Origin of the sequence: Robertmurraya korlensis (genome assembly GCF_023715225.1) — a bacterium.
In the GTDB taxonomy this organism is placed as follows: Bacteria; Bacillota; Bacilli; order Bacillales; family Cytobacillaceae; genus Robertmurraya_A.
Map to the genome: position 1 here is coordinate 210,466 of NZ_JAMBNS010000005.1, position 22,034 is coordinate 232,499.

26 protein-coding genes and 1 riboswitch are annotated in these 22,034 nt (G+C 39.6%); of the genes, 23 read left to right on the forward strand and 3 right to left on the reverse strand.

Annotation, left to right across the window (positions count from 1 at the left end):
* Positions 1-5 precede the first annotated feature (5 nt).
* The 16 genes from thiE (at position 6) to M3175_RS11540 (ending at position 14,521) form a co-directional block, all read left to right on the forward strand.
* Complete coding sequence (thiE, locus tag M3175_RS11465; protein ID WP_251519003.1) at positions 6-641, forward strand: thiamine phosphate synthase; 636 nt, start codon at positions 6-8, stop codon at positions 639-641.
* Positions 642-661: 20 nt separating this feature from the next.
* Positions 662-1,477, forward strand: a complete 816-nt coding sequence (thiD, locus tag M3175_RS11470) for a bifunctional hydroxymethylpyrimidine kinase/phosphomethylpyrimidine kinase (RefSeq protein ID WP_251519004.1) — start codon at positions 662-664, stop codon at positions 1,475-1,477.
* A 5-nt stretch (positions 1,478-1,482) separates the two neighbouring features.
* Positions 1,483-1,579, forward strand: a riboswitch (TPP riboswitch).
* A 101-nt stretch (positions 1,580-1,680) separates the two neighbouring features.
* Positions 1,681-2,451: a thiazole synthase gene (locus M3175_RS11475; protein WP_251519005.1), complete on the forward strand. Its 771-nt coding sequence runs from the start codon at positions 1,681-1,683 to the stop codon at positions 2,449-2,451.
* A gap of 9 nt (positions 2,452-2,460) precedes the next feature.
* Positions 2,461-3,576 (forward strand): 2-iminoacetate synthase ThiH, encoded by a 1,116-nt coding sequence (gene thiH, locus M3175_RS11480; protein WP_251519006.1) that lies wholly within the window; start codon positions 2,461-2,463, stop codon positions 3,574-3,576.
* 13 nt (positions 3,577-3,589) lie between these two features.
* Positions 3,590-4,657, forward strand: a complete 1,068-nt coding sequence (locus tag M3175_RS11485; RefSeq protein WP_251519008.1) for a LuxE/PaaK family acyltransferase — start codon at positions 3,590-3,592, stop codon at positions 4,655-4,657.
* Positions 4,648-6,081, forward strand: a complete 1,434-nt coding sequence (locus M3175_RS11490) for an acyl-CoA reductase (protein ID WP_251519010.1) — start codon at positions 4,648-4,650, stop codon at positions 6,079-6,081. Before M3175_RS11485 ends, M3175_RS11490 begins: the two co-directional genes overlap by 10 nt.
* A gap of 13 nt (positions 6,082-6,094) precedes the next feature.
* Entirely contained in the window at positions 6,095-6,847 is a 753-nt protein-coding gene (locus M3175_RS11495; protein WP_251519011.1) for an ABC transporter ATP-binding protein, read from the forward strand.
* Entirely contained in the window at positions 6,844-7,611 is a 768-nt protein-coding gene (locus M3175_RS11500) for an ABC transporter permease (RefSeq protein WP_251519012.1), read from the forward strand. The genes M3175_RS11495 and M3175_RS11500 overlap by 4 nt, the downstream gene beginning before the upstream one ends.
* Positions 7,608-8,609, forward strand: a complete 1,002-nt coding sequence (locus tag M3175_RS11505; RefSeq protein ID WP_251519013.1) for an ABC transporter substrate-binding protein — start codon at positions 7,608-7,610, stop codon at positions 8,607-8,609. The genes M3175_RS11500 and M3175_RS11505 overlap by 4 nt, the downstream gene beginning before the upstream one ends.
* Before the next feature lie 11 nt (positions 8,610-8,620).
* Positions 8,621-9,397 carry an SDR family oxidoreductase gene (locus M3175_RS11510; protein WP_251519014.1) on the forward strand — a complete coding sequence of 259 codons (777 nt, stop codon included), beginning with the start codon at positions 8,621-8,623 and terminating at the stop codon, positions 9,395-9,397.
* A gap of 10 nt (positions 9,398-9,407) precedes the next feature.
* A complete protein-coding gene (locus M3175_RS11515) occupies positions 9,408-10,019 on the forward strand; it encodes a thiamine phosphate synthase (RefSeq protein WP_251519022.1) in 612 nt (203 codons plus the stop codon).
* Positions 10,016-10,219: a sulfur carrier protein ThiS gene (thiS, locus tag M3175_RS11520; protein ID WP_251519024.1), complete on the forward strand. Its 204-nt coding sequence runs from the start codon at positions 10,016-10,018 to the stop codon at positions 10,217-10,219. The genes M3175_RS11515 and thiS overlap by 4 nt, the downstream gene beginning before the upstream one ends.
* Positions 10,220-10,224: 5 nt before the next feature.
* On the forward strand, positions 10,225-11,241 hold the full coding sequence (locus tag M3175_RS11525) for a thiazole biosynthesis adenylyltransferase ThiF (protein WP_251519216.1): 1,017 nt from the start codon (positions 10,225-10,227) through the stop codon (positions 11,239-11,241).
* A gap of 118 nt (positions 11,242-11,359) precedes the next feature.
* Complete coding sequence (locus M3175_RS11530) at positions 11,360-11,869, forward strand: GNAT family N-acetyltransferase (protein WP_251519026.1); 510 nt, start codon at positions 11,360-11,362, stop codon at positions 11,867-11,869.
* A 120-nt stretch (positions 11,870-11,989) separates the two neighbouring features.
* Positions 11,990-13,459, forward strand: a complete 1,470-nt coding sequence (locus M3175_RS11535; RefSeq protein ID WP_251519028.1) for a phytoene desaturase family protein — start codon at positions 11,990-11,992, stop codon at positions 13,457-13,459.
* Between the two features lie 84 nt (positions 13,460-13,543).
* Positions 13,544-14,521 (forward strand): DUF3231 family protein, encoded by a 978-nt coding sequence (locus M3175_RS11540; RefSeq protein ID WP_251519218.1) that lies wholly within the window; start codon positions 13,544-13,546, stop codon positions 14,519-14,521.
* A gap of 44 nt (positions 14,522-14,565) precedes the next feature.
* On the opposite strand, the gene M3175_RS11545 is transcribed toward M3175_RS11540, so the two are convergent.
* Positions 14,566-15,537: an alpha/beta hydrolase gene (locus M3175_RS11545; RefSeq protein ID WP_251519031.1), complete on the reverse strand. Its 972-nt coding sequence runs from the start codon at positions 15,535-15,537 to the stop codon at positions 14,566-14,568.
* Between the two features lie 13 nt (positions 15,538-15,550).
* A complete protein-coding gene (locus M3175_RS11550; RefSeq protein ID WP_251519033.1) occupies positions 15,551-16,084 on the reverse strand; it encodes a helix-turn-helix domain-containing protein in 534 nt (177 codons plus the stop codon).
* A 218-nt stretch (positions 16,085-16,302) separates the two neighbouring features.
* On the opposite strand from M3175_RS11550, the gene M3175_RS11555 reads away from it, so the two are divergent.
* The 7 genes from M3175_RS11555 (at position 16,303) to M3175_RS11585 (ending at position 20,894) form a co-directional block, all read left to right on the forward strand.
* On the forward strand, positions 16,303-16,524 hold the full coding sequence (locus tag M3175_RS11555; protein WP_251519035.1) for a hypothetical protein: 222 nt from the start codon (positions 16,303-16,305) through the stop codon (positions 16,522-16,524).
* A gap of 60 nt (positions 16,525-16,584) precedes the next feature.
* Positions 16,585-17,028 carry a hypothetical protein gene (locus M3175_RS11560; protein ID WP_251519037.1) on the forward strand — a complete coding sequence of 148 codons (444 nt, stop codon included), beginning with the start codon at positions 16,585-16,587 and terminating at the stop codon, positions 17,026-17,028.
* Between the two features lie 19 nt (positions 17,029-17,047).
* Complete coding sequence (locus tag M3175_RS11565; RefSeq protein WP_251519039.1) at positions 17,048-17,581, forward strand: GrpB family protein; 534 nt, start codon at positions 17,048-17,050, stop codon at positions 17,579-17,581.
* A gap of 154 nt (positions 17,582-17,735) precedes the next feature.
* Positions 17,736-18,434 carry a response regulator transcription factor gene (locus M3175_RS11570; protein ID WP_251519041.1) on the forward strand — a complete coding sequence of 233 codons (699 nt, stop codon included), beginning with the start codon at positions 17,736-17,738 and terminating at the stop codon, positions 18,432-18,434.
* Positions 18,431-19,795 carry a sensor histidine kinase gene (locus M3175_RS11575; RefSeq protein WP_251519043.1) on the forward strand — a complete coding sequence of 455 codons (1,365 nt, stop codon included), beginning with the start codon at positions 18,431-18,433 and terminating at the stop codon, positions 19,793-19,795. Before M3175_RS11570 ends, M3175_RS11575 begins: the two co-directional genes overlap by 4 nt.
* Before the next feature lie 53 nt (positions 19,796-19,848).
* A complete protein-coding gene (locus tag M3175_RS11580; protein WP_251519045.1) occupies positions 19,849-20,391 on the forward strand; it encodes a PepSY domain-containing protein in 543 nt (180 codons plus the stop codon).
* 101 nt (positions 20,392-20,492) lie between these two features.
* Positions 20,493-20,894, forward strand: coding sequence for a PepSY domain-containing protein (locus tag M3175_RS11585; protein WP_251519047.1), 402 nt, complete (start codon positions 20,493-20,495; stop codon positions 20,892-20,894).
* Between the two features lie 23 nt (positions 20,895-20,917).
* On the opposite strand, the gene M3175_RS11590 is transcribed toward M3175_RS11585, so the two are convergent.
* On the reverse strand, positions 20,918-21,835 hold the full coding sequence (locus M3175_RS11590) for a Gfo/Idh/MocA family protein (protein WP_251519049.1): 918 nt from the start codon (positions 21,833-21,835) through the stop codon (positions 20,918-20,920).
* Positions 21,836-22,034: the final 199 nt, after the last annotated feature.

Here is a 22,034-nt window from a genome sequence, read left to right on the forward strand (position 1 = left end):
GGAAAATGGAAATTCTAAAACTGTATTTTATTATGGGCAGTCAAGATTGCATAAATAAAACACCTGAAGAAACGTTAGCTTTAGCAATTGAAGGTGGAATAACCTGCTTTCAATATCGAGAAAAAGGGACCAACTCTCTTGGAGAAGTAGAGAAGTACGAGCTTGGAAAAAAACTGCGAGAACTCTGCGCAAAATATAAGATCCCATTTATCGTCAATGATGATTTACCACTAGCGATCGCTCTAGATGCTGATGGAGTTCATATTGGTCAAGACGATGAAAATGCCAAATATGTAAGGGAGACCATCGGTTCAAATAAAATTCTTGGTGTATCCACTCACACCGTGGAAGAGGGACTTCAAGCGGTTCAAGACGGAGCTGATTACTTAGGAATTGGTCCAATGTTCCCAACAATTTCAAAAGAGGATACGGAAAAGCAACAAAGCGTGGATATTTTCACTGAATTTCGTAACGCAGGAATCTCTCTGCCTCTTGTTGCGATTGGTGGATTGAATTCTACCAACGGAGAAACTGTAATGAAAGCAGGAGCTAATGGTCTTGCCATCATTTCCGATATTTGTAGAAACAGCCATATCCGAGAGCATTCCAAGCTTTTACGTAGATTAGTTGATGAATTTTAGGCAAGGAGAGGTTATTCATTATGGTAAAGAAGGCATTAACCATCGCAGGGTCGGATAGTGGTGGAGGGGCTGGTATACAGGCCGACCTGAAGACTTTTCAAGAACTAGATGTGTACGGAATGTCTGTGATATCAGCCGTAACTGCACAAAACACCACAGGGGTACAAGGTGTCTATAGTGTACCTTTAGATGGAATTCAAGAACAACTTCAATCGATTGCTGAAGATTTGCGTCCAGATGCGATTAAAACCGGAATGTTATTTAACAGTGACACCATTGAGGCAGTTGCGAGATTTATAGAATATTATGGAATGAAACAGATCGTCGTAGATCCGGTAATGATTGCAAAAGGGGGGGCTTCACTTTTACAAAGCGAAGCAGTAAAAGCATTAAAAGAAAAATTACTTCCCCTCGCGACTATCGTTACACCAAATATTCCCGAAGCAGAGGAACTAACAGGGATTAAAATTGAGACGATGGATGACCGAAAACAAGCAGCAAAATTGCTCCATGAGATGGGTGCTGAGACTGTTATGATTAAGGGCGGCCATGATCCAGGAAGTGAAGAAATGATTGATCTTTTATATGATGGTCAAAATTTTCACAGCTTTACATCAAATCGGATTTCTACAAAAAATACTCACGGCACAGGATGTACCTTTTCCGCTGCTATAACCGCGCAACTCGCACAAGGGAGCTCCGTTGTTCAAGCGGTGCAGGTGGCAAAAGACTTTATTCAGGCAGCCATCGAGGAGGATTTACACATCGGATCCGGTCACGGACCAACCAATCATTGGGCTTACAAAAGAACCAAAGAAAAAATCGGAATCAAATAAAATATTAAATTAGCTAGGGGTGCCTATAGGCTGAGAGGAATCTTTCCAACCCTTGAACCTGATTTGGTTAGAACCAACGTAGGAAAGCAATCATTTTGCATGAGCTCTTTTTAAGGGAAAAGATCTATGTATGAATGTGAAGACTTGCCAAGATTGGTAAGTCTTTTTTATTTATCCAAAATGAACCAATAGGAGGAACCATAATGACTGACTTATTAACGATTGGAAACACACAGCTACATAACCGACTACTAACAGGAACTGGGAAATTTTATAATCACAAGCTAATGAAAGAAGCACTAACCCAATCAGGTTCACAGGTGGTTACTGTTGCTTTAAGACGAGTAGACTTGAATGCTTCTGGAGAAGAGAACATTCTAGAAGACATTCCTAAAGACATGATTTTACTTCCAAATACATCGGGAGCGAGAACTGCAGATGAAGCGGTTCGAATTGCTCGACTTGCAAGAGCAGCCGGTATGGGAAACTGGATTAAAATTGAGGTCATATCCGACCAAAAGTACCTGCTTCCTGACAATTATGAAACAGCTAAGGCAACTGAGATTCTAGCAAATGAAGGGTTTGTCGTTCTACCATATATGAGCCCTGACTTAATGGCAGCAAAAGCGATGCAAAATGCTGGAGCAGCAGCGATCATGCCACTTGGTTCTCCGATCGGTTCAAATCGAGGTATCCGCACGAAGGAACTGATCCAAATTTTAATAGAAGAAATGGAGCTTCCAATCATTGTTGATGCTGGAATCGGAAAGCCTTCTGAAGCAGCGGAAGCGATGGAAATGGGGGCAGCCGCTGTATTGGTAAATACAGCCATTGCTACAGCTAAGAATCCTGTTGAAATGGCCATTGCATTCGATTTTGCAGTCAAGGCTGGAAGGAAAGCTTACTTAAGTGGTGTAGGGCCAACGACAACGACTGCACAAGCGTCATCTCCATTAACAGGATTTTTAGGGTAGGTGAGTGACATGTCATTTTATGAAGAGTATGTACAAATAAAAAATTATCCATTTGACCACTTTTTCTCCACCATCACTATTCAAGACGTAAGGAAGGTTTTGCAAAAAGAGAGCCTTCATACAGAAGACTTTTTAATTCTATTATCTCCAGCAGCTGAACATTGTTTAGAAGAAATGGCACAAATGGCTCATCAACGTACCGTACAGCATTTTGGACGTACGATTCAATTATACGCACCATTATATTTGACCGATTATTGTGTGAACAAATGTACGTACTGCAGCTTTAGTATTGATAATGATTTTCCACGTAGAAAACTGACATTGGCTGAGATTGAAGAAGAATCGAAGGCACTTGTCAAAATGGGCTTACGCCATATTATTCTGCTAACGGGAGAATCCCGCCTACATTCCTCCGTTGATTATTTGTGTGAAACGATTGATGTGATGAAAAAGTATTTTTCTTCTTTATCCATTGAGATACAGCCATTAGACACAGATGAGTACCAAACGCTTGTTGCCCGTGGCATTGATGGGTTAACGGTTTACCAAGAAGTATACAACGAAGATATCTATAAAGAGCATCACTTAAAGGGACCGAAACGGAATTATCGTTATCGACTAGATGCACCAGAAAGAGGCGCGAAAGCTGGCATGAGATCGGTCAATATCGGTGCACTACTAGGAATGGATGAGTGGAGGAAGGAAGTCTTTTTCACTGGACTACATGCTCAGTACTTACAAAAAAATTATCTTGAAACGGATATTGCTTTATCGTTCCCTCGAATTCGGCCAAATCTTGGAGGCTTTCAACCAAAGGTCGATGTATCAGATAGAAACCTGGTTCAAGCCATGCTTGCGTCCCGTTTATTTTTGCCACGTGCAGGTATGACTCTATCCACACGAGAAAGCGCGGAACTAAGACGTCACTTACTTCCATTAGGAGTGACCAAAATGTCTGCGGCCTCATCGACCGTTGTTGGGGGATATGCCAATAAAGAACATACACATAGTCAATTTGAAATTTCTGACAAAAGAAGTGTAGCTGAGGTAAAGGAATCATTAAGAGAACTTGGCTATCAACCTGTCGTAAAAGATTGGGAAATACTAACACATTCATCTTAAGGAGATTCACATCATGCACTACGAAGATATCAAGCAAAGAATTCTCACTTTTATTGAAAATGAAAAAAGAGATTCATTTAATGCATTAGCATTACAGGTCTTCGCCTACCAATACGAAAACAATCGTATTTACCGGAAGTTTTGTCGATCAAGAAAGGTTCACCCATCAATGGTGCAATCATATCAACAAATCCCCCCTGTACCAGTAGGTGCGTTTAAGGAGGCGGACATCGCTTGTACACCGATTGATGACGCAGAGACGTACTTTCAAACAAGCGGAACGACAAGTGGAAAGCAAGGAAGAAATTTTCACCGTGACTTAGAAGTGTGGACAGCTTCGATGAAGTCACATTTTGAAGAAAATATCATGAAAGATAATTGCCGTGTGAAAATGGCCATTCTATTTCCTCATCCAAAGGAAATGCCACATTCCTCTTTGTCACAGTATTTGTATACAGCCATTCGCGATTACGGATCAGAGGAAAGTGTCTACATTGCCAATAATGGTGCCTATGATTTCGAAAAACTCGTCTCGTTCCTTGTAGAATCTGAACGCACTAGCACCCCTGTATTGTTGTTAGGGGCTACGTTTTCCTTTATCCATTTTGTTGAGTATATGAAAGACAAAAACCTCCAATTTCAATTACCAAAAGGAAGCCGGTTAATGGATACAGGTGGTTCTAAGGGTCGGGCTATTGAAATGAGTTCATCTCAATTTAAACAAATGGTGGCAGAAGCGTTGAATTTGCCCCTTGAGGATTGCGTGAACATGTATGGGATGACCGAATTAAGCTCCCAATTTTACGATCAAAAGGGAACTGGTCAACAAAAAGCCCCTCATTGGGTAAGAACAGTAGTTATCAATCCGGAAAATGGTTTGTGTGTACAAGATGGAGAGCGAGGAATACTCGTTCATTATGATCTAGCCAACTTCCATTCGGTCCTTGGGGTTATGACGGAGGACTTGGGGATAGCAGAAAAAGATGCTTTTTTCTTGTTAGGAAGAAGCGAGGGGGCAGAAGCCAAGGGCTGTTCCCTTGCTGTAGAGCAGTTTCGTCATGGAGTTAGCAAATGGAACTAAAAATTGGATTTGTCCCAAGCATCATCTCACCATCTTATGAAGAACGAACATTTGATTCACTATCTCTTCTTGTACCAAAACTTACGAGTGAGGAACTGAAACAAGTCATATTACATCTAAAACACCAACAAAGAAAACTACAAGCTCGTAAAACGAATGACATTATTGACATCCTTGATCAGGCTATTCAACTCTGGCTTGATTCGAACTACCACTATCGAAAACTAGCGGAAGAGCTTCTTCCAATTGTAACGGGATATGACTCGGAAATGATACGTGTGTTTTTATATTCATATTTACGTTCGTTTCGGAAAGAAAAGCTGCAAAGAATGGTAGAAGTGGATTTTCCCAATCCTCTTGTTCTTGACGACTTTCGTCCACGTTCATCAGGTGGCTTAACCAGAGCCTATGGACCCGAGCTCATTACGCATGTGTTTTCCGGAAATGTTCCTGCCTTGCCATTATGGAGTTTAGTGAGTGGTTTATTAGTTAAATCTAGTACACTTGGGAAGCTCTCTTCCTCCGAGCCTTTGTTTCCAAGTCTGTTTGTTGAAACATTGAGAGAGATTGATAGAGACTTGGCGGAATCAATTGCCATCATTTGGTGGAAAGGTGGAGAAGAAGAATTAGAGCGTATAGCATACTCTTCGTCAGAGGCAGTGATTGCATATGGAAGCGAGAAGTCCATTAATTCGATTAGAAAAAAAGTTCCACCTCACGTCAACCTATATGCACATGGACATAAATTGAGTGCTGGTTTTATAGCAAAAGACTGCTTACAGCGCGTTCTCGTAACCGAAACTGCCAGGAGGGCCGCAAAGGATGCCTCTCAATTTGATCAACAAGCCTGTCTTTCTCCTCATGTCTTTTTTGTGGAGGAAAAGGGGAATGTAACGGTACGTGAATTTGCTAGTCTGCTAGCCCAGGAAATGAATAATTACGAGGTGAAAATGCCAAGAGCTAGATTAAGCGAACAGGAAAATCAAGCGATCATTCAGGCACGCTCAACCTTTCAATTTCAAGCTTTTCAAACGAATAAAATAGCACTTTTGGAAAGCGAAAAAAGTACTTCTTGGACCGTTGTTTACGATAAGAAAACGACATCATTTCCGATATCACCATTAAACCGCTTTGTGTATGTGATTCCCGTTATGTCCATTGACGATGTTCCTTCCTATCTACATGAAGTACGAGGATTATTACAGACCTTTGGAGTCGCCTGCACGCCAAATAATTTTCGTTCCATCATAGAAGTGCTCGGCCAATGTGGAGTCAGTCGAGTTACTTTTTTAGGCAGAATGGGAGAACCGGAACCTGGTTGGCATCATGATGGCAGACCTCACTTAGCCGATTTGGTTCGCTGGGTCGACGTGGAAGCTAGCGTAGAAATTGAAATGGATGCGTATGATCCGAACCGAATGTAAGGAGAGAAGGGAAATGCAGGCACCATATATACAATTTAAAGAGATCGGTCTTTCCTATGACAAAGATCAAAGAGATACCATCTGTGGATTTTCCCTTGATATAAAGGAAGGCGAATTTATTAGTATCGTTGGAAAAAGTGGCTGCGGAAAAACGAGTCTTCTACAAATGGTTGCAGGAATGCAAATTCCTACAACTGGATGGATTACAATAGGTGGACATGAGGTGAAAGAACCGGTTGATAAGCTTTCATACGTTTTTCAAAAACCAATTTTACTAGAATGGAAGACGATCTTAGAGAATGTCTTACTTCCACTCCAGCTAAAGAGAAAATTGACAGAAAAGGATATGAATAAAGCAAAGGAAATGCTAGATCGTGTTGGACTTTCGGATGCGATTCATAAATTTCCATATGAGTGCTCAGGAGGAATGCAGTCGAGAGTGGCAATCATTCGCGCTTTACTTGATCAGCCAAAAATACTTTTGATGGATGAACCATTTTCTGCACTAGATTCTTTTACAAGAGATCAGTTGCATGTTCAGCTTAATGAATTAATTGATATGTACAAACCAACCGTATTATTTGTCACTCATGATTTGCAGGAAGCATTTTATCTGTCTGACCGGATCATTCTTCTAGGTGGGAAACCTGGAAGGATTCTTCAAGAGTACCAAGTACCGTTTACTCGACCAAGACAGAAGTCTATTTTAATTGATCAGTCTTTTTTCAACTTTCAGCAAGATCTGCATGAGAGGCTTCAATCATGAAGAAAATCTATCTATATTCGACTCTACTATTTATTTCCCTGCTTATTTTGTGGGAGACAATTGTAAAGGTGAAGAAAATTTCACCGTTAATTTTACCCAAACCAACAACCATAGCAGAAAATCTTTTCACCTCGTTACTGAGTGGATATTTTACACCACATATTTTTACAACTCTAGTTGAAATTATTAGTGGATTTTTTGTAGGTGCTCTTATTGGAATCGGGCTAGGGCTTTTGGTTGCTCAGTCGAACACCCTTCAACTTATCTTGAGGCCCTATATTATCGCAACCCAAGCTATGCCGAAGGTCGCTTTAGCTCCGCTACTCATTCTATGGTTTGGGTACGGATACACGCCAAAGATATTGATTGTGGCATTAATCAGTTTCTTTCCATTATTTGAGAGTACGATTACGGGCTTATTAGTAGTCGACAAGGACCGTTTAGCCCTTTTTCAGCTATTAAAAGCTAGCAAATGGCAAACCTTGTGGAGACTACAGTTGCCGACCGCTATCCCTTACTTGCTTTCGGGCACGAGGGTGGCGGTTGTCCTTAGTGTGGTTGGAGCAGTTGTAAGTGAGTTTATTGGTGCGAATAAGGGATTGGGCGCGTTAATTATCGTGGCACAAGGAATGATGGATACGCCCTTATTATTTTCAGCCTTTATCCTTTTAACATCTATTGGCATCCTTTTGTACGCTTCGATATATGCCATCGAACATCTATTTTTAAGAAAATATACATCTTATCGGAGGAAAAACTCGTGAAAACCATTAAAGTATTACTACCTATTTTACTAGTTTTAACAGTCATCATAGCAGGTTGTTCAAAGGAAAGTAGCCAACCAGTAGAAACGGAAAAACAAAAGGAAACGATTCGAATGGCCTCATGGAGCAAGCCAATTGTCGAACAAAGCAACTTATACGTAGCTGAGAAAAAAGGTTTTTTTGATAAAGAAAATCTAACATTTGAATACATACCTGGCGCTGGTGGAGGAGATGCAGTTAAGAACATCCTGGCTGGAAATGCTGATATAGCTTTCGCTAACCTAGAGGCCGTCCTGTTAGCTGCCGAAAAAGGCGAAAAATTGAAGATCATTTATAATATTTATCCTGAAAATGTATTTAACTTGGTTTCCTTAAAGGAGAGCAATATTCAATCGATAGAGGATTTAAAAGGAAAAAACGTCGGTGTTTATAGCTTGGCAAGCGGTACGTATCAAAATTTACAAGTGCTGTTGCATGACGCTGGGGTAAAGGAAGAGGATATTACTGTAACGGCAACCGGTGTTCTAAATTTTGCCCCTTTAATGGAAGGTCAAGTGGCTGCAACCGCTGCTACAGATACCGGTTTATATGATGCCCAGCAAAAAGGCTTAGGCGATGTAAATATCATTGAAGTGAAAGATGTACTAAATACTCCATCTGATGTGTTTGTTGTTACCGAAAAGGTATTTAATGAAAAGAAAGATTTGCTAATACGCTTTCTGCAGGCGTATAAAGATAGCATAGAGTATACCATGGAGAACCCTGATGAGGCCGCTGAAATTGCAACGAAGCATGCAGTGGACGGTACCGATATTACAAGAAACAAAGAGATTATTGCCATTAGAAATCAAACAAGTGAGAACAACAACGGACTCGGTATGTTCGACTTTACTGTTTTAAAAGAGGTTGAAGCGTCTTACGTAGAAATGGGATTACTACAAAAAGCGGTCAATATTGAAGATCTTACAACAAATGCTCTGGTTGAGCAGTTGAAGTAAGGGGTGTTAATGTGAATCTGTCATTAGCAGGAAGGGTATGTGTTATCACGGGCTCAAGTCGAGGCATTGGAGCTGCATTTGCTGAAAGTTTCGCCTCCGAAGGGTGTCATGTAGTAATCAATTATTTAAAAAATGCAGAAAAGGCAGAAATACTTGCGGAAAAACTACAAAGAGAATACGGAGTAGATTGTCTTACGATTCAAGCGGATGTTACGAATGAAAACGATGTAAAAAGATTGATGAGCTTAGTAATCGAAGAGTTTGATCGGATCGACATTGTAGTTAATAATGCCCTCCATGGATACCTTTTTGATCCCACAGAAAGAAAATGGGCATGGGAAGTGGAGTGGGATGATTATCAAAAACAAATCGATGGTTCCTTAAAGGGGACCTTTCTCCTGAGTAAATACGCAATACCGCATATGAAAGACATGAACTTCGGTCGAATCATCAATATGACAACCAATTTATTGTATCGCCCGATTGTACCTTACCACGACTATAACACAGCAAAGGGAGCCGTCATGACCTATTCGCAAAACTTAGCCGCTGATATAGGAAGGTTCGGGATTACCGTTAATTGTATTGCTCCAGGGCTAGTATACCCGACAGAAGCAAGTAAACGAACAAAGCAGGAAGTGAAATCAGCCATATTTGCTGAAACACCACTAGGAAGAATTGCCCGACCTGAAGATATTACAGGAACAGCACTTTATTTAGCTAGCCATTGGGCACGATTTGTTACAGGTCAAACCATCATCGTTGACGGCGGATATACGATGAAATAAGGAGCGTATGATGAAAAAAGAATTGCATGTCATTTCAACGGGACAGCAAGAAAAAGCAGAAATGATTAAAATTTCCCGAAGCATTCACTCATATGTGGATTATATTCATATACGAGAGAACCATCGGTCACCAGAAGAAATTCTTCACCTCATTCAAGGCATGAAAGAAGCAGATATCCCCCTTTCAAAGGTGATACTGAATGGGTCCTCAAGTGTGGCGTTAGCTGGAGGAGTAAGCGGTGTTCAGCTTTCCCATAGAGGCGAAGATGTTCTAATGGTAAAAAAACATTATCCTATGTTACGAGTTGGATGCTCCACACATTCGCTCAGTGAAGCATTGGAAAAAGAAAAAAGAGGTGCCGACTTTTTACTTTTTGGCCATGTGTTCGAAAGTAATTCAAAGCCTGGACTCCGTCCTCGTGGTCTGCATGCATTACAAGAAATCACTGCCTACGTAGCTATTCCTGTCATTGCTATCGGCGGAATTGCCCCTTCAAATGTAAAGGACGTACTTACGGCAGGAGCGTGTGGAGTAGCTGTCTTATCGGGTATTTTTGGAGCGGATGATCCATCAAGAGCTGCATTAAATTATCATAAGGAACTTGAGGTGATAGAAAGATGAAGATTTACGTAAACGGAAAGGAAAAGTTATTAGGAACTGAAACAAAGACAATCATGACGCTCATTGAATCTTACGGACTAAATCCTAAGGTTGTCATTGTTGAACGTAATAAAGATATCGTTGCAAAAGAAAACTATGTGTCAACGATTCTTGAAAAAGGGGATTATATCGAACTCGTACATTTTGTTGGGGGAGGCTGATGGATTTGTATGATCGTTACTCCAGACAAGAACTTTTTTCACCAATAGGGAAAGAAGGTCAAAAACAAATACAGCAATCACACGCCTTAATTATTGGCGCTGGTGCATTAGGAACAGCACTTGCTGAATCTCTGACACGAGCAGGGATAGGAAAATTGACCATAGTTGACCGCGATTACGTCGAATGGAGCAATCTTCAACGCCAACAGCTATATAGCGAATCAGACGCTCGTGATCGGATTCCGAAGGCTGTGGCAGCAAAAAAACGGCTACAAGATATCAACACTGATGTTGAAGTGGTTCCACATGTGATGGATGTAAGTATCGAGGAGATGGAGCAGTTAATTGTAGGTGTTGATCTTATATTAGATGCAACCGATAATTTTGACACAAGACTGCTCATCAATGATATATCGCAAAAAGCGAACATTCCTTGGATTTATGGAGCATGTGTGGGGAGTTATGGGTTATCTTATACCATTATTCCTGGTAAAACACCTTGCTTGCAATGCTTGTTAGACAGTATTCCTCTAGGTGGAATGACTTGTGACACAGCCGGTATCATTTCACCCGCAGTTCATATCGTTGTTGCACACCAAGTAACAGAAGCTCTTAAGCTTCTTACTAGAAACCAAGCAGCACTTAGAGGCTCTCTTTATTCATTTGATTTGTGGCTGAATTCATCGTCATCGATTTCAGTAGAGAAAATGAAAAAACACGATTGTCCATCTTGCGGAAAGACTCCAAGCTATCCGTATTTAGATAAAACCAACTCAACAAAAACAGCAGTTCTTTGCGGAAGAAATACCGTACAAATTCGACCGGCGTCGAACACCAGTATAAATCTTGAAACACTTGCTAAAAGATTAACACCCTTTGGCCAAGTGAGTAAAAACCATTATTTACTGTCCCTGACAAAGGGGGAACACCGACTTGTTTTCTTTACAGATGGACGTGTGCTTATTCATGGAACAAAGGATATTTCAGAAGCAAAAAAATTGTACTATCAGTTTGTAGGCTAACAGGAGGGGTCCTAGTTTTTAATACAGGACCTCTAGAATTTAATTTCATAACTACTGAGAACGAAAGGTTCCTTGATATAATAGGGCTATAAAAAAGTTCATGAGGGGAGAGGTCAGAATGATGATTCGTAAAGCCATACCAGCAGATGCAAAGGGTATCGCCAAAGTTCATGTTGATAGCTGGCGCACCACTTATAAGCTTATTTTCCCTGAAGATTACCTACAATCACTTTCGTATGAAAGCCGAGAAAACTTATGGACTAGTGTCATCCCTAACGGATATGTATATGTCGCTGAAAATCATCAAGGGGAGATCGTTGGCTTTTCTTCAGGTGGGAAAGAAAGAACAGGAGACTATCCCGGGTATGAGGGAGAATTATATGCGATTTACCTTTTGCACGAGTACCAAGGGAAAGGGATTGGACGACAACTCATGAAGCCGTTAATAGAACAGTTCACTAATGATGGAATTGGTTCAATGACGGTGTTGGTATTGGAGGAGAATCCTTCAAAGCATTTTTATCAATCTCTTGGAGCGATAGAAATTGATCAGCTACAAGATACATTGGCTGGGAAAGAAGTAATTGAGCTTGTATATGGTTGGAAGGACATTTCAAAGATCGTATAGAGGATGTGTGTGGCTATTTGCCATACATGTCTTTTTTTTAGGTTGCATATTCAAAATTGTATTCTAAGCCCTTTCCGTTGAAAATAGATACAACAATATCCCATTGAGGAGAATAATTAGATGAAACCATCAGTTTGTATTATTGGATCAGGAATGGGTGGGTTAACCGCCGGCGCGTTTTTAGCCAAAAATGGATATGACGTTACCATACTTGAAAAAGCAACTAGTGTAGGAGGTTCTGCGGGATTTTATACGAGAAAGGATAGAAGGTTTCCAACGGGAGCTACCGTTGCATTTGGGCTGGAGGAAGATGGTATCCTAACTAAATTACTAAATGAGCTCGATATTCAGCCTCCGAAAAAGGAGCTATTTCACCCGATGGATGTGATATTACCCGATCGAAAGGTATCAATTTACAAAGATAAAACAAGATGGGAAAGAGAATTAGAAAGGAGGTTCTCCGAAAGGGATAGGGACGTTTTATTATTTTGGAAAAAACTTGAACAGATCGGAGAAGACGTTTTATCAGTCACAAAAAGTGAAGTATCTTTACCTATACAACGATTGTACGATCTAGGAAGTTTTCCGTCGTTTGCCTTAAACAATCCTTTATCAGTAACAAGGCTAGCCAAGTATGCGACCTGGACCGTTGAAAAGCTATTAAAAACATATAATCTGCATACCTATCTACCGCTAAGACAGTTCCTTGATGCACAGTTGATTGATGCCGTTCAAACTGATGTATCAGAGGCCGCACTGCTGCCTACAAGTGTAGCATTAACCATCTACAGAAAAGGAAGTTTCGCCCTTGAAAATGGATTTGGCCAACTTTGCGAACAACTGAAGGACTTTATTATCCAATGTGGTGGTCGTGTTTATCTTTCTTCTCCCTTAAAAAAAGTACAATTTGATCAAACTAATAAGTTATGGCAAGTAGAAAGTAAAAAATGCAACGAATCCTTCTCCATCATCATCAATAACTCCGGAATCTCTTTTGGTGATCACACATCTTATGAAAATAATGATTTCTCATGGGGTGCTTTTCGAATTGATGCTACTTTAAGACAAGAAGTAACTAATCAATTACAGGGAAACATTACTCCGTTTGCATACCAAATTGTTTCCGACCATCCTCAGTTAGCAACCTATTGTCACAATCCTATTTATGCAACGTTTCATGAGTCCCAAAGTAGAGGGGAGTTGCATCAAATAGATGAAGTATTAATGACTATTTCTGTTCATACAGAAGATAAAAGATGGGTACAGCTTTCAAAAGAGTCTTATATTAGAGAGAAAAAATTTTTGATGGATCTATTGATGCAAGAAGTAGAAAAGGTTTGTCCATTCAAAGATTATCTATTATTTGCTGAAGCTGGTACACCACTTACGTACAAAAGATTTGTCGGAAAAACAAAGGTTGGAGGTTTTCCTTTAACCGTAAAGAATGCCGTATGGAAACCAAGAAGCTTCCGTACAAAACTTCCCAATTGGTATATCGTCGGGGAACAAGCCTTTCCTGGACCAGGAACGTTATCGGCTGCACTAAGTGGATATTATGCGTCTAGAGCCATCATAAAAGAAAATTCATAAAAAGGATATATCATTCATTAATTGATTTAGTTTCGCCAACAATAAGAAATAAAGTTTTTATTGAGAGGGCGATCATAGTTGAAAATGCAAATGGATTTGACCGCAAGTGAACAAGGCTATCTTTGGTCGATGTACCAGTCCTTGTCCATGAATATGTGTATTCTAAAGTATTTTGACCAAATCGTAGAAGATGATGAAATTAAGGGATTAAATAAGGAAATTTTAGCATGTTGTCTAACAATACAAGGTGAAATAACCACCATTATGAATAATGAAGAATTTCCAATTCCTGTTGCCTTTACGGACCAAGATGTAAACTTACAAGCAGGAAAACTGTTTACAGAACCACTCATCCTTTATTATCACTGGTTTGTTTCAAAAGGAAATTTAAATTATTCATCCATTGCCTTGAATACAATTGCTCGGGAAGATGTATTTGCTTTATTTAAGCGATTTAATACCGAATCTTTAGAACTGCTGGATACGGCAAGAAGTCTACTACTCGGCAAGGGATTATGGATTCGGTCACCGTATATACCCATACCAAGTGAGGTTCAATTTGTTCAAAAACAAAGCTATCTAACGAAGTGGCTGGGGGAACATCGTCCGTTGACAGGACAAGAAATTTCAATGATATTTTACAATATATTAACAAATGAAGTAGGACTTACTGTGATGAAAGGATTTATTCAGGTCACAGATGATGAGCCATTCAAATCGTATATGATAAGAGGGAAGGAAATAGCCACAAAGCACTTGAACACATTAAGTGAGATTTTCCAGAAAGAAGAAATCTCCACTCCAGGTGCTTGGAGCGTGAGTACGACTTCTTCCAAAACGGCTCCTTTTTCCACAAAGCTAATGATTTCTCTTATCAATTTTTTAAACTCACAAGGAATCGCCAACTATGGTGTAGCTTTAACTAGTTCAATGAGAAGCGATATTTTCAGAACTTTTACTAGCTTAATGGCTGATGTTGCCAGATATACAGAAGATGGAGCGAATATTTTGATTGAACATGGATGGTTTGAATCTCCACCACAAGCACCCAAATTAACATAAATGAATGAAACGACCACCTATATAAGGATGGTCGTTTCATTCATTTATGAGATAAAGTGGTTTTGATTTTTCACTTCTAAAAATTGTTTTTCTACCCAGTTTCGTAAAAGCTTCTCTAATTCTGGATGAAGGGGGAGGGTAGACTCGAGCATTAAATCTTTCTTAACCGTTAGCATATGAGACGTCTGAGCTTGAAATTTCAGTGAATGACCCATGTTCTCCACGATATGATATTCAGAATCACCTTTAACAAAACTAGCTAAATCTGCTAAAACCGAAGGGTTTACTTGAATATCTCTAGCCCCAGTAATTGCTAGAACGGGACAAGTTACCTTGGCTAGATCCTCACGTACATTGTAGGCAAAATGTTCACGCATCCATTTTGCATTAATGGTCTGAAATTGAACCTTCATCGTATCCTCTTTGGATGCCATCACTCTCTGCATAAAGGCTTGAGCCTGCGGTTCAAGTTTTTTATCCGTTTTAAATAATCGCAAAAGGAACCCAATAAACCCTTTGGCACTTCTCATATCCACAGCCGCAATCTCTCTTTGTCTTTTTAACGCTTCTTCTAAACGCTCCACGGCTCCCGCGAGTAAAATTAAGCCTGCCAATGGTTCTCTAGCTGCAAGAGCTGTTCCAATCAGACAACCTTCACTATGACCAACAACGATAACTTGGTCTGCATCAACACCATCCTGCATTTTTAAAAATTGGATTGCAGCTTGAGAATCGTCCACGAGATCCCAAAGACCTGTGCGGTTATAATCACCCTCGCTTTTTCCAACTCCGCGTTTGTCGTAACGTAAAGTGATAAATCCAAGCTCTGTAAAAAACTGAGCCAACTGTTTGTATACTTTTAAGTCTAACTTTTTATTCACTTTACCGTCCCGATTCAGTTTACCAGTTCCAGGGATAAGCAAAATGGCTGGAGACTTTTTCTCAACATTTTCAGGTTGGGTAAGGCTTCCACTTATGGTAACTTTGCTTTGAATGACAACCTCTGTTTCTTTCATAAACATCCTCTCCCTATTCATTAGGTTCTGGTATGATAATATTCGCAAATGTTCGTTTCTTTCTATCAGGTGCTTGCTTATTCGTTAGAACTTTAGAATACACTTGCCCGAGCTCTTGTATGAGGGAGGTAAACTCTTCGTCAGATAAATAAAGGGAAGCTTGGCGTAATGAAACACCATCCTTTACAAAGTCTACCTTTTCCTGAGATACGTACCGTTCATATTCAGCCATGATATTAGACATATACTTCATGAAAAGGGTCATATATTGTTCTTTATTATAGTTAGCAAGTTCATCTGTCCCTAAGTTCACTTCTTTTGGTTGAAGGGCATACCATTTTTCTACCGTTCCCCGAATTTGTTGCTCGTCAACTACAAACACAACTTTTGATTCAAATAGTTTTTTTAAATGACGATAAAGTGTGGCTTGAGGAATGTCAGGCATCCGTTCCTTCATTTGTTGAACAGTTAAGGGCTCGCTAACAAGCGACTGGATAATTCTCATTCGAACAGGGTGTAGGATCACATCTGTTTTTGATTCACTCATAAAAGCTGCTCCTTATCAAAATATATTATCAATATTGATAATGATAATATAAACGTTTTTATAATAAAAGTAAAGCATCATTTAAGGATAGTAATATGCTACACTATGCTAACAAACTGATAGCAAACCTCTAATCATTTACTTTCTATAGCGAAAACCGTATAAGCACTCGAGGGATGTTCATACTAATATCAATTTCTAATAAGGAGTGATGGTTTGTGAAACACGACCATGATCATGGAGAAGATACCATGACCCGAAAAACGCTAAAGCAAACTTTAGAAGAAACACTTGAGCTTGAAAATCAACTTTTACGCACATACGCCATTACTGCAGAAGCGGTTCATGAAGACCATGAACTTAAAACAAGACTACATAATATGGCTGAAGGAAACGCAAAAAGAGTTAATCAAATTGAGTATGAGCTTGATAAGTTATAAAATGGAAAAGGGTGCAAGAATTATTGCACCCTTTACCTTCGACATAGAGGAGAGATGAAGATGAGTACTTCTTGGTTATTTGTTCTTGCATCTGCTATAGCGGTTGTTGGTATTTCTTTTGCTTTTAACAAAATGATGCAACAGGTCCAAGAAATTGTAGAAAAAGGAGACCAACTAGACCTGAATACGATGCAAGCAGCGCAAACGAAGTTTTTTATCCAAGTCGCAATGGCTGAAGCGATCCCTATTCTCATTATTGTTTATGCATTTACATTAATTGGCCAGGTAATTGAGGCAAATGTGATGATCCCACTCGTAGTCATTATTGGTATCCTAGTCGTTGCATTTGTTTTTCTTCTTCGAATCAAAAGGGATTTGATGGGCACACCAAAGATGAGTCAGGAATCAAAAGGTATGGTAAACACATTATTCTTTATCGGGGCAGCCCTGCTTTCCGCCATCCCAATCATTTCAATTGTAGGAATTATGACTGCAAGCTCCTAAAAAAGGACGGAATCATTTTATGCGAAAAACAAATATTGTACCATGGTCGAAAGAATGGGCTAGCATTTTTGAAAAAGAGGCTATGATTCTCAATAAAATTTTTCAGGATACCGCGATCCACATTCATCACATAGGAAGTACCTCCATTAAAACAATTGGTTACGCCAAGCCTATAATCGATATATTAATAGTCGTTGATGACATCTCCAGTATTGACCGTTTAAACTCATCGATGCTCGAGCTTGGGTATGAAGTTAAAGGTGAAAACGGGATATCTGGAAGACGTTTCTTTCAAAAGGGCGGGGACCAACGTACCCATCATGTCCATGTTTTTCAACAAGGAGATAAACAGATTAATTTCCACCTAGACTTTAAAAGGTATTTACTACAACACCCGGAACAAGCTGCCAGATACAGACAAAAAAAGCTCGAGCTAGCCACCAAATATCCCGATGATCATCATCGATACCAAGAAGGAAAGCAAGAGCTTGTTTCAGAGTTGGCACGACTCGCCAAACAATGGGGAGAAAAAACTCGAATATTGAGAGATTAATAGTATTAAATATACAGACGTTTTAGCCCTCCATTGGATAATGGAGGGTTTATCTTTTCATTATTCTCCTTTAACCTTACTCCGAAGCTCAAATTAAGTAATCCTCATCTATTTATGATAAAATGACGGTAAATTCCATCTTCTGGAGGTTTTAATGGATAAACCAAAGGTGTTAATTATTGAGGATGAAGAAAAGATTGCCCGTGTTCTTGAGCTTGAACTATCCTATGAAGATTATGAAGTGAAGACAGCTCTAAATGGTTTAGAAGGTTTTCAGTTGTTTCAATCAGAAACTTGGGACGTCATTTTATTAGATGTGATGCTTCCTGGTATTAGTGGTATTGAACTTTTGCGTCGGATACGTTCAGCACAGTCGAACGTATCAATTATCATGTTAACCGCAAAGGATTCTGTTGAGGATAAGGTATCTGGACTGGATCTTGGAGCAAACGATTATATGACAAAGCCTTTTCAAATTGAAGAACTTCTTGCAAGAATTCGTGTGTGTCTACGTAATAAACGGCCGATTCTCGATAAGGTGTCTGAATCCAGCTGGCTAAGTTTCTCTGATTTAAAACTTAGCGAGACAACACACGAAGTGATAAGAGGGGATGATCGGATAGAATTGACTCCAAGAGAATTTACGTTACTATCATATCTCATTAAACACCCACGTCAGGTACTAAGCCGAGAACAGCTTTTAAACGGTGTCTGGGGCTATGATTATTACGGCGACACAAACGTTGTTGATGTTTACATACGCTATTTAAGAAATAAAATCGACAAGCCCTATCCTACGAATTTGATTCATACGATTCGCGGAGTTGGTTATGTACTTAGGGAAACAGAATGAAACTTAAAAATAAAATTAATTTATCGTCAGCAGTCATGTTTATTGTTCTGTTAATCATTATTGTATTAACCATTTATCTCTCTTTTAGCGCAATGGCGAAGAACCGTGAAATAGATAGAGTGTATGAAGAGGTGAAACAAGCAACAACTGGTATTCACCAGTCGGATGCGTCCGTTCCCGTCCAACAGCTTCTCCGAGCATATGTACCCGTAGATGGCCTTCTACAAGTTATAAAGCCTGATGGCAGCCAAGGGGCAGGGGCAGCAGCTGATACGGCACAACTATCGGAATTACGAAGTTTACCCATAACCTACTACGGCAAAGAAGAGAAGAAAATTATTACCAATAACGGTATTTCCTTTGCATTTGTATCACTCCCCATCATTTGGTTGAATGGTGAAATTGTGGATCTTCAGGTAATGGTAAGTTTACACTCCACCGATGAAATGCTTCACATATTAAAACTACTTCTTATTTCTGTCACATTTTTAGCCACCATTCCTGCTTTGATTTCGTCGAGGCTATTAGGAAATGTCATCACGAGACCGATAACATCCATGATTCACACCATGAAGGAAATACAAAATAGCGGTCATTTTAAAAGACTTCCTTTACCGAAGAAAACAAATGATGAACTTTACCAAATGGGAGATGCATTTAATAAAATGATCGACTTATTAGAGGTGAATTATCAAAAACAAGGTGAGTTCATTAGCAATGCTTCACACGAACTTAAAACACCTTTAACGGTGATTGAATCATATGCTACTTTATTACGAAGAAGAGGGAAGGAGAGGCCAGAAGTGTTTGATGAATCCGTTCATGCGATTCTTTCTGAAACAGAACGGATGCGGGATCTAACCAATAATCTCCTTTTATTGGCCAAGCACGACGAGCAATGGCAAGTCCACAATGTGAAAATAGAGCTATCACCATTGATTCAAGACATTGCTCACTCCTTTCGACAGGCGTACCATCGACAAATACAGATCCATATTGAAGATCATTCCGTTGTTGAAGCGGATTATCAAAGACTCAAACAGCTTATCTATATTTTTATGGATAATGCACGTAAATACAGTGATGACATCATAGAATTACGGTTGTATACAAAAGAGAATCTTGCATTTTTGGAGATAATGGATTTTGGCATTGGGATTCCTGATACAGATTTAGAAAAGATTTTTGATCGTTTTTACCGCGTAGACAAAGCAAGGGAGAGAAAGACGGGTGGCTTTGGATTGGGCCTTTCCTTAGCCAAAGAGTTAGCAGAGGCAATGAATATAAAGCTACAAATAGAAAGTAGGGAAGGATACGGTACAACTGCTCGTATTCTTTTCAACACCACTAACTCTCAGTAAATTCTCATTTTTCACATGTATACTAGTATCACCATACAGACGGAGGGAGAAAAATGAGGCTAAATAAATGGGTCATCATTATTATTTTTGTTGGTGTAATCGCAATCATCGCTGGAGTCTTACTACAAACCTCCTCAATTGCAAGTCAATTATCCGCTAGTGAGGCCGAAGAAAAAGTAAAACAATTATATACAGGCGAAGTGATATCAACTCTTGAAATGGACGATCGGTTTCTTATTACTCTGTCATTAGCAGGTGGGGAGTATGAACTTGTCCTTGATCGAGGGTCCGGGGACATTTTAACTATGACAAAAACAAAAAGTCCTCCAAATGACAACTCTGACACTAAGACTGAACAAGGCAATCAGGCGCCCGAAGAAGGACCTATGAAAGAGCCTCCAAGTCAGATTACGGAACAAGAAGCCATAGAGATTGCATTAGAAAAAATGGCTGGAACAGTGGAGGAGGTAGAATTCGAGCAATCAAGTGGTGTCTCATATTACTTGGTCGAGATTGAAGCAAATGACCAGCAGGAAGCCACCATACAAGTTCACTCCATAACAGGGGAAATCATGAGTGTCACTTGGGATGATTAAATCGTTTCTATTAATTTTCTCATCAATTTCTCATTTTCTTATCTGAGTTTCCTCATTTTTGCTGGCTATGATAAGAGTATCAACAGTAAGGAGGAAACAAAATGAAAAAAAGAAATGCATTATTAATTGGTATTGTAAGCTTCGTTGTACTAGCTGGAGCAATCGGGGTAGGAGCGATTGATAAAATCGAGGACGATTCGAAAAAGATTGTCACGGATGTGGTAAAAACTAGCCCTTCTACTGGACCTATACAAACAAATGTAAAAACAGACGATAGCTCATCTGTAACATCCCAAGAAGCGAAAATTACTAAGGATGAGGCCATCGCTGTTGCATTAAAAGAATCACCAGGTACAGTGACAAAAGTCGAACTTGACGATGATTACACATACGAAATTGAAATCCGTGATGGTGACAAGGAGATGGACTATGAAATTGACGCCATGACAGGAGAAATTAGAGAAATGGATACTGACTTTTTCGATGACAGAGATGATGATTAATTAAATGCAAAGACCCCCACATTTCACAAGTGGGGGTTTATTAATTTCATGACTAATTGTTGTGATTTTAACGCTTCTTCACCATCGACTGACGGCGTTATATCATTTTCAACACAATGAATAAAATGATGGATAGCATCTTCAAATCCGCGTTGTTTCAATGTGGAATCCCAAGACCCTGGGAAAGAAGTAGAGATGGTATCACCAGCTTCCCTCTCAGTCGTATTCATATTCTTTACACGTATAATGGCCCCGTTCGTAACAAGCTCCAGTTGCTCCAATCCCGTACCAGCATTTCGATGCATGGCCGTCGTCAGATGGATTCCGTCTTTTTTGGAGAATGTATGTTGGCCAAAAATCATCTCATTTTTTTCATTTTTATGCAACGTTCCATGCTGAAGAGTAAGATCATCGTCAGCCAACCAACGGACCGTATCAACAAGATGCAAGTAATCATCTAACATCGTAAATTCTATATCATGTGGACCAACACTATTCGCACGATGCTTCTCAAATCTCGCCCATGCAAGTTCTTTCGATTGTTCCTTCGCATTCACATACATAGGTGCAAAACGACGATTAAAACCCACCATTAATTTACAGCCTGATGAATGCTCTAATTCCACTAATTTTTCCGCTTGCTCAAGAGTCGCTGCTAAGGGCTTATCCACGTATACATGCTTACCTTTTAAGAGAAGAGTAGAGATAATGTCATAATGTGTAGCTGTTGAACTATGAACAAACACCGCATCACACGCATCAGCCACAGAAGTAACACTTGAAAACTCCTCGATCCGATATTGTTTACAAATCAAACTTCTCTTTTCTTTATTTGGAGTAAAGGAACCAACAAACTCCCAATCTGTCTCTCTAGACAGAATAGGTAAATATGCCTTTTGTGCAATATTGCCAAGCCCTATCATACCAATTTTCAATTTCATGTGATACCACCCTTTTCCATTTATGTACCTCTTTCATCATATAGAGGGAATGGAACGTCCGTCAACCATTGTGGTTTTCACTATTTTACCTAAGGAAAAAAGGTGCTCCTATTTTTTTACATGATATAGTAAAAAAAGTGAAACCGTTTCGTTAACTGTCTCGTCTAACGCACGGAAACCCAATAAGGTAGTAGTTTGT

What these genes read in the sequence shown, in the direction of transcription:
- M3175_RS11565 (WP_251519039.1), top strand. Translation starts at nt 17,048, where the DNA reads ATGCGAAAAACAAATATTGTACCATGGTCGAAAGAATGGGCTAGCATT.
- M3175_RS11570 (WP_251519041.1), top strand. Translation starts at nt 17,736, where the DNA reads ATGGATAAACCAAAGGTGTTAATTATTGAGGATGAAGAAAAGATTGCC.
- M3175_RS11575 (WP_251519043.1), top strand. Translation starts at nt 18,431, where the DNA reads ATGAAACTTAAAAATAAAATTAATTTATCGTCAGCAGTCATGTTTATT.
- M3175_RS11490 (WP_251519010.1), top strand. Translation starts at nt 4,648, where the DNA reads ATGGAACTAAAAATTGGATTTGTCCCAAGCATCATCTCACCATCTTAT.
- M3175_RS11550 (WP_251519033.1), bottom strand. Translation starts at nt 16,084, where the DNA reads ATGAGTGAATCAAAAACAGATGTGATCCTACACCCTGTTCGAATGAGA.
- M3175_RS11590 (WP_251519049.1), bottom strand. Translation starts at nt 21,835, where the DNA reads ATGAAATTGAAAATTGGTATGATAGGGCTTGGCAATATTGCACAAAAG.
- M3175_RS11495 (WP_251519011.1), top strand. Translation starts at nt 6,095, where the DNA reads ATGCAGGCACCATATATACAATTTAAAGAGATCGGTCTTTCCTATGAC.
- thiE (WP_251519003.1), top strand. Translation starts at nt 6, where the DNA reads ATGGAAATTCTAAAACTGTATTTTATTATGGGCAGTCAAGATTGCATA.
- M3175_RS11485 (WP_251519008.1), top strand. Translation starts at nt 3,590, where the DNA reads ATGCACTACGAAGATATCAAGCAAAGAATTCTCACTTTTATTGAAAAT.
- M3175_RS11515 (WP_251519022.1), top strand. Translation starts at nt 9,408, where the DNA reads ATGAAAAAAGAATTGCATGTCATTTCAACGGGACAGCAAGAAAAAGCA.
- M3175_RS11475 (WP_251519005.1), top strand. Translation starts at nt 1,681, where the DNA reads ATGACTGACTTATTAACGATTGGAAACACACAGCTACATAACCGACTA.
- M3175_RS11545 (WP_251519031.1), bottom strand. Translation starts at nt 15,537, where the DNA reads ATGAAAGAAACAGAGGTTGTCATTCAAAGCAAAGTTACCATAAGTGGA.
- M3175_RS11500 (WP_251519012.1), top strand. Translation starts at nt 6,844, where the DNA reads ATGAAGAAAATCTATCTATATTCGACTCTACTATTTATTTCCCTGCTT.
- M3175_RS11535 (WP_251519028.1), top strand. Translation starts at nt 11,990, where the DNA reads ATGAAACCATCAGTTTGTATTATTGGATCAGGAATGGGTGGGTTAACC.
- thiH (WP_251519006.1), top strand. Translation starts at nt 2,461, where the DNA reads ATGTCATTTTATGAAGAGTATGTACAAATAAAAAATTATCCATTTGAC.
- M3175_RS11540 (WP_251519218.1), top strand. Translation starts at nt 13,544, where the DNA reads ATGCAAATGGATTTGACCGCAAGTGAACAAGGCTATCTTTGGTCGATG.
- M3175_RS11560 (WP_251519037.1), top strand. Translation starts at nt 16,585, where the DNA reads ATGAGTACTTCTTGGTTATTTGTTCTTGCATCTGCTATAGCGGTTGTT.
- M3175_RS11585 (WP_251519047.1), top strand. Translation starts at nt 20,493, where the DNA reads ATGAAAAAAAGAAATGCATTATTAATTGGTATTGTAAGCTTCGTTGTA.
- thiS (WP_251519024.1), top strand. Translation starts at nt 10,016, where the DNA reads ATGAAGATTTACGTAAACGGAAAGGAAAAGTTATTAGGAACTGAAACA.
- thiD (WP_251519004.1), top strand. Translation starts at nt 662, where the DNA reads ATGGTAAAGAAGGCATTAACCATCGCAGGGTCGGATAGTGGTGGAGGG.
- M3175_RS11580 (WP_251519045.1), top strand. Translation starts at nt 19,849, where the DNA reads ATGAGGCTAAATAAATGGGTCATCATTATTATTTTTGTTGGTGTAATC.
- M3175_RS11530 (WP_251519026.1), top strand. Translation starts at nt 11,360, where the DNA reads ATGATGATTCGTAAAGCCATACCAGCAGATGCAAAGGGTATCGCCAAA.